The sequence below is a fragment of the Vibrio ichthyoenteri ATCC 700023 genome, from assembly GCF_000222605.1.
Lineage (GTDB): Bacteria > Pseudomonadota > Gammaproteobacteria > Enterobacterales > Vibrionaceae > Vibrio > Vibrio ichthyoenteri.
In genome coordinates this window covers 1-5581 of record NZ_AFWF01000071.1, presented here as the reverse complement: position 1 = coordinate 5581, position 5581 = coordinate 1, and the positions used below count along the sequence as shown (strand labels likewise).

Sequence of the window (5581 nt, the reverse complement as noted above, 5' to 3'; positions counted from 1 at the left end):
AAAATAATAAAGGGCTTTGTTGCAAAAAAGTCAGCCTAGGCTCAGAATCGGGTCGTGACTCCAACATGGAGAACTCGTGTTAAAATGGTTGCCCTTTAACCCTCAAATAAGAAGTTATGGCTACTATTCAAGTTCAATGTCGATTTTGCAATCAAACTGAACATGTTCGTAAGCACGGTAAAGGTGTAACGGGTTTTCAGCGATTTCGTTGTATAGAATGCAAGCGTTCTTTTCCGCTTGATTATGCATATGAGGCATATAAGCCCAGTCTCAAAGAACAAATTATTGATATGACCATAAATTGACCGCTAAATGTAGCTTGCGCCAGACTCGACGCTTCCCGTCAGTGCCATGCTTTTTGACTTTCCACTCGCCTTCACCGTAGACCTTTAGCCCTGTAGCATCAATGGCTAGGTGCTGGATTGTTCCTCTCGTCTTTGTTTTGAATACAACGTTAACCGTTTTTGCTCACTTACTAATGCATGAATAATGAGGGCATAACAACGGCAGTTGAGCGAGCTTGAAAATAGAGTTAATGAATCCTTGCAGCCCCCTCAACGGCATTGAAAATACTCGTTTGACCATAAGAGCAGTCGTAATGGCTAAGTCACTAAACAAACGAGGTCTTCCACGGTTACCTTGCTTGAGCTGTTTCCAGTGTTGGATTGCATCTTCATCAATCCAAAATGTCAGCGAACCACGATTGATTAAAGCTTGGTTATACTGCTTCCAGTTAGTTGTTTTATAGCGAGGCTTGGCCATTAGTCTAAGTATTTGAGTGAACTTAGCTGCTCAGATCGTAGGTTGGTGATTTAGTTCCCTGATTTAGGAAACAAAGCCGATTTACTCAACAAAGCCAAGCATCACAATCTAAAGTTTTATTATATTTTACTGTTTTTTTTTCTTTATATGCAGTATCTATTCTTTATATAAAACATATTTTCCATGAAAGAGGGTGTTATGCCACTAGGCAACGTATCAAGCATTAATAATGTAGTGGGTTCTTATGGTTTGGATAAAAAAGATGTAAAAACGTCCGAACTTGCCAAACAAATTAATCGTATTAATAATTTACCTAGTGTATTTGAGCTTGGAGGTGTTACAATTAGTCGAAGCGGTACAGCAAGACAATTAGTAATTATGAGTCATGGTGGCTGGAAAGAGTTTGAAAGCTCAGCAACACTATTTCGTCGACAGGTTGGAGATGGATGGACTAATGTTCCTCAGGGGTTAAGAGTTGATTTTTATACAGAAGATAAAAATTTCACCAAAGGTGCAAGTGTTATTACTGAAGTAAGCAAAAGACCAGAGGAAGCTCTTCAAGGGCTGAGTTGTCAGCTAGGGATTAGCGATTCGGACTTAGAACTATTAGCTAGTAGCCGAAATACATCAATGGCGGCTATTAGAACAGAAATGGAACAATTTGCTGTATATAAGAAAGATGGTGTCGTAGCAGGCGAAAAAGTAAAAAACTATGCTTTGTACCATCATGAGAATACTGAATCTATGCTGAAAGGACATCAACGCTCCCGCATGAGTGAAGATGTAGATATTGCGTTTATAACGGATAAAAAGCATAAATGTCATCTTTCAGATGTTTTTAAAGCGATAAGAGCATCAGGGCATTCCTATGAAGTTGTTCATTTTGGTGCTTGTAGAGTTGAGCGTACTGAAAAAGCGGTACCAAATTTATAATAAATTGTGGCGTTGTTGATCAAATCAGGTTGGAGATCAACGACGCCTTGTATAACTAGCCTCTGACGGGCATACCAAGTCCTATAAGTTTGTTTATGACTTTGACATTCTGACCCGCACCATCAGTTTTGGACACCGCGTTAAGTGTGATCTGCTCCAGCCAGACTCGACGCTTCCCGTCAGTGCCATGCTTTTTGACTTTCCATTCACCCTCACCATAAACATTGAGACTCGTGGCATCAATGGCTAGGTGTAGTATCACACCTCTGGTTTTAGTTTTAAATGAAACCTCAACATCCTTAGAACGACGACTTATACAGGTGTAGTGTGGGCAAACCAGTGGGATGTTAGTCAGTTTAAATACGGAGTCTAGAAAACCTTGCAGCGCTCTCAATGGCATAGAGAAAACGTGTTTCAGCATCAGAGCGGTAGTAATGGCTAAGTCGCTGAATCGGCGAGGTCTAGCACGCTTGCCTTGTTTGCTTTGCTTCCACTCGGCTATCGCTTCCTCATCAATCCAAAGGTCAGAGGGGCACGGTTGGGTCATGACTTATCTAAGTAATCGCTTGAGTTCGTCATCGGATAGACCCGTACCTTCTAGCTACGCTATAACCTTGCTCTCGGACTAACGCTACCGCTTCTTCTTTTAATTCCTTGGGGTAGCGTTTGTAAGCTCTTTTCTCTGTCATGTTTCACTTAATATATATGACAAATATTGTCCCTAAATTAAGTGTCCGACTACATTAGACCAGTACATAACTCTTGCTCTCGTTGATCGGTTGTAGTGTCTTTCTTTACAGTTTTTCGCCAAACACAGTTCTGAGATTCATGTAAGGAGAGCTGCCGCAGCGACTCCCACTTTCTATGCTAGTTTCAGAGTTTTGGTGGTCTTGTCGCGTAAATCACATTATTTTGCTTTATTTTAATCATCCTTTAATTAAAATTAAAATTAAAATTAAAATTAAAGGATTGTTCGTTATGAAACTTAATCATATTTATCATCAATATCGTGCAAATAATAGTAATTTACTAAAGGCATCATCTATATCAGCCTTTAAAATTGGTGATATACCGTTAGCAGAAAAAATAATCTCTGTAAAAATCACAGATGCAAAGTTAAAACTGATTGAATTAGATAGAACTGGTTTTAATAGCGACAATTATAAAAGATATGCCAATCTAGAAGATCGAATTAATAGGCTGTCTTTAGGAGTAAAAGGACTGATAAGCATGCCGATCTTAGAGGATAAAAATACTAGGCTGTTTTTAGGAGAGAAAGGGATGATGAACGCTCCTATGTTACAGGATAAGCTTAGTATTAATGAAATGCTAAAAAACCGTTATGCACTAGATTCAGTTTTGTATGTTAAAACTCAAGTACAGCCTTCAGCTAATGAAATTGTATCGACTGCTTTAAACAAAATTGTCCATGGTCCTGATTCTCCCCTAAAATCACCTCTTCCAGAAGAGGTGATTCAACATTTTGCATCTTATGGTATTAGATTAGTGGAACACAATGTTCCACTAAATATGGCACAAGAAACTATTAGTAAATTTATTGATTGGATACAACTTGGTAACAGAGGTGCTGCAAAAAGTGGATTAGCCGCTCAGATAGATAGTGCTATAGATCGCAAATACATAACCTCAGAATTGTTACCCCTATTAACATCAGAGATAGAAAATCAGCTAAATATCTATTTATTGGATTTCTCCAATAAATTCGATCTTAGAAGTTCAGATGGTCAACGATTGTCTCAATCAAGTATACAGCAATGGGTTGCAGACCAAAATTCAATAATGGACACTTGGCTTTAATGACGATTAAATCCAATTTAATCGCAACTCTAACTGGTTTGTCGCATGATAGGGCTTTGTTTTGTAATTAATTTTCGAAGTAGATGAGGCCTATTTCAGTTTATTGCTAACCAATACGGCACATTTTATGGGATAGAAGGCTTAGAAAAATATAAAAATGATCCTAACACTGGGATTAGTTTTGATATGAAAACTACACCAATAGCTAAAGTTGCTGATGAGCTTAAAGGATAGGGATTTAATTTTGTGTTTATAGTGTTCACGTCATGAGGTTTGGCAGAAAGCTAGTAAATTTTTATTATTTTGCTAGCTTTGGCAATATTTATTAGATAATAGTTATAGTTAGATAATTGCCATTACGCAAGGCTATTATGTAATTATCTCACCATTTAACATATAATAATATTGATTTAAAAGTGGCAACTTTCATTGATTTGATTCTATTTATTATTTTAGAAAATTAATTATAATTGATTAATATAATGGTTGTATCTTGATTGTAATCTGAGTAATGAATATAAGTTAAATGTATTTTTGGTAATAGCTTATGGTAAATATTAGTTATAAAATAAAAAACCTTATACCACAAAACTTTTCATTTGATGAGTGTAAAAAACTTAGTACAATGAATGTGGTTGCTATAAAAAACATAAACATAAATAGATTAAATAAAACGTTAAAAACAACAAGGAATGAAAACAAAAAAAACATTTTAATAGAAATAAAAGAGCGCATTGAATTGCTGGAAAATAACAGCATTAATCATCAAAGAAAAAACGGAATAAAGTTAAAGCCAGCGAAAAACAATATAAATAAATTTAATGGGGATGGATTATCATTATCATTGACATCCAAACTTGGTATTAATGGTGATATTTTAAGTCTTGGTGATTTGTTCTCATCATTGATGAGGGCAAAAAAAACCGAAGAATGCAAGGATAAAGTTTATTTAGCATTAAAAAAATCAAAAAAAGAAATAGTAAAAAAAGAATATGATATTTTAAGAAAAGAACAAGACTTGCCAGCGTTTAAAAATCTAACGAAAGAAGAAAAAAAACATTTATTTAAAGAATGTAATAGCCTTTTGTTAACATCAGATATTTATAGGTTAGTGTGCAATAATTTGCTAAAGGATAATACTTTACTTAACAAGATTGTTGGTGATGATTTGAAATCAACATGTTGGAATCAAAAAGAATTATCATTGATTAATATTGGTCAAAGTCGGGGGTTGTGTTTTGGGTTGGTAATGGGTTTAGCTAGCCATTTAAAGCAAAATGGTGATGTAAATAGCTACATTTTTAAATTAAACTCAAAATCTATCTCAGTAAGAAATGAAATAACTGATTTACAATTATCTCAAATTTTAAACCCGTGCCATTCTGATTATATTGCCAAGCAAGGCGTGAAAAGTTCACTCAAGTTTGGTCCAAGTATATTAACTGAACTTGGCTATGTTTTTAATGAGTTTTTCGATTCGGAAATTAAGGTTGACGCTGATTTTAATGTTTTTATTATAGAGAAAAAATCAAAACAAGCTCATGCTTTAGTTGCATATAGTGAAGTTATTGATGGTAATGAAAATTTCGTTTTTTTTGATCCTAACTATGGTTTTATGTCATTTAATTCGAAGAGAGATATGGAGATATTTATAAACATATTCATAAGCACTATTTATTATGAATATGAAACAAAAAAAACATATTCTTATTGGTCTTGATTAGGCTATTTCTTATTTTGTCGCGTAACAGAGATTAAGGTTATGACTCCAATCAGTTGATTCAAAGATAAAACTCACGCTCAATGAATGTTCCGATCGCCTTGTCGTGCATTTTCTCGGATTTGGAAAAACCGATAGTTCTGCGTACTAAACGTTTTAATCTGGAGCGTAAGGTTAGATTAGTTCGCTCAATTCGCTGAGTGAACCTTTTACCGACAACATGCTTTTCCCTTGGTAGTTCTTTTGCGTAAACGCTGAAGTCATCGGTAAAAAAGAAGCTGATGTTGAACGGCTTGAGCAAAGCGAGTAACGAACGTAGTGCATCCGTATTACGCTTGCCAAATGCAT

General features: G+C 35.3%; 4 protein-coding genes and 3 pseudogenes. 4 read left to right on the top strand and 3 right to left on the bottom strand.

Annotation, left to right across the window (positions count from 1 at the left end):
- Window positions 1-116 precede the first annotated feature (116 nt).
- Window positions 117-302: pseudogene (locus RH85_RS22235) on the top strand (IS1 family transposase); the annotation flags it as partial.
- Here the strand turns inward: RH85_RS22235 and RH85_RS06440 are convergent.
- A pseudogene (locus RH85_RS06440) lies at window positions 286-762 on the bottom strand (IS5 family transposase); the annotation flags it as partial. The pseudogenes RH85_RS22235 and RH85_RS06440 sit on opposite strands and share 17 nt — an antisense overlap.
- 198 nt (window positions 763-960) lie before the next feature.
- Between RH85_RS06440 and RH85_RS06435 the strand changes: the two are divergent.
- A complete protein-coding gene (locus RH85_RS06435) occupies window positions 961-1695 on the top strand; it encodes a putative adhesin (RefSeq protein ID WP_006711399.1) in 735 nt (244 codons plus the stop codon).
- 160 nt (window positions 1696-1855) lie between these two features.
- Here the strand turns inward: RH85_RS06435 and RH85_RS06430 are convergent.
- Window positions 1856-2215, bottom strand: a pseudogene (locus tag RH85_RS06430) (transposase); the annotation flags it as partial.
- A 458-nt stretch (window positions 2216-2673) separates the two neighbouring features.
- Between RH85_RS06430 and RH85_RS06425 the strand changes: the two are divergent.
- Together RH85_RS06425 and RH85_RS06420 are read left to right on the top strand one after the other, a co-directional pair.
- Window positions 2674-3513 carry a hypothetical protein gene (locus tag RH85_RS06425; RefSeq protein ID WP_006711397.1) on the top strand — a complete coding sequence of 280 codons (840 nt, stop codon included), beginning with the start codon at window positions 2674-2676 and terminating at the stop codon, window positions 3511-3513.
- A 547-nt stretch (window positions 3514-4060) separates the two neighbouring features.
- Window positions 4061-5233 carry a YopT-type cysteine protease domain-containing protein gene (locus RH85_RS06420; RefSeq protein ID WP_006711396.1) on the top strand — a complete coding sequence of 391 codons (1173 nt, stop codon included), beginning with the start codon at window positions 4061-4063 and terminating at the stop codon, window positions 5231-5233.
- A 61-nt stretch (window positions 5234-5294) separates the two neighbouring features.
- Here the strand turns inward: RH85_RS06420 and RH85_RS06415 are convergent.
- Window positions 5295-5581: IS1 family transposase (locus tag RH85_RS06415; protein ID WP_006711395.1), on the bottom strand; the 287-nt coding region annotated here is incomplete at its 5' end.

What these genes read in the sequence shown, in the direction of transcription:
- RH85_RS06435 (WP_006711399.1), top strand. Translation starts at nt 961, where the DNA reads ATGCCACTAGGCAACGTATCAAGCATTAATAATGTAGTGGGTTCTTAT.
- RH85_RS06425 (WP_006711397.1), top strand. Translation starts at nt 2,674, where the DNA reads ATGAAACTTAATCATATTTATCATCAATATCGTGCAAATAATAGTAAT.
- RH85_RS06420 (WP_006711396.1), top strand. Translation starts at nt 4,061, where the DNA reads ATGGTAAATATTAGTTATAAAATAAAAAACCTTATACCACAAAACTTT.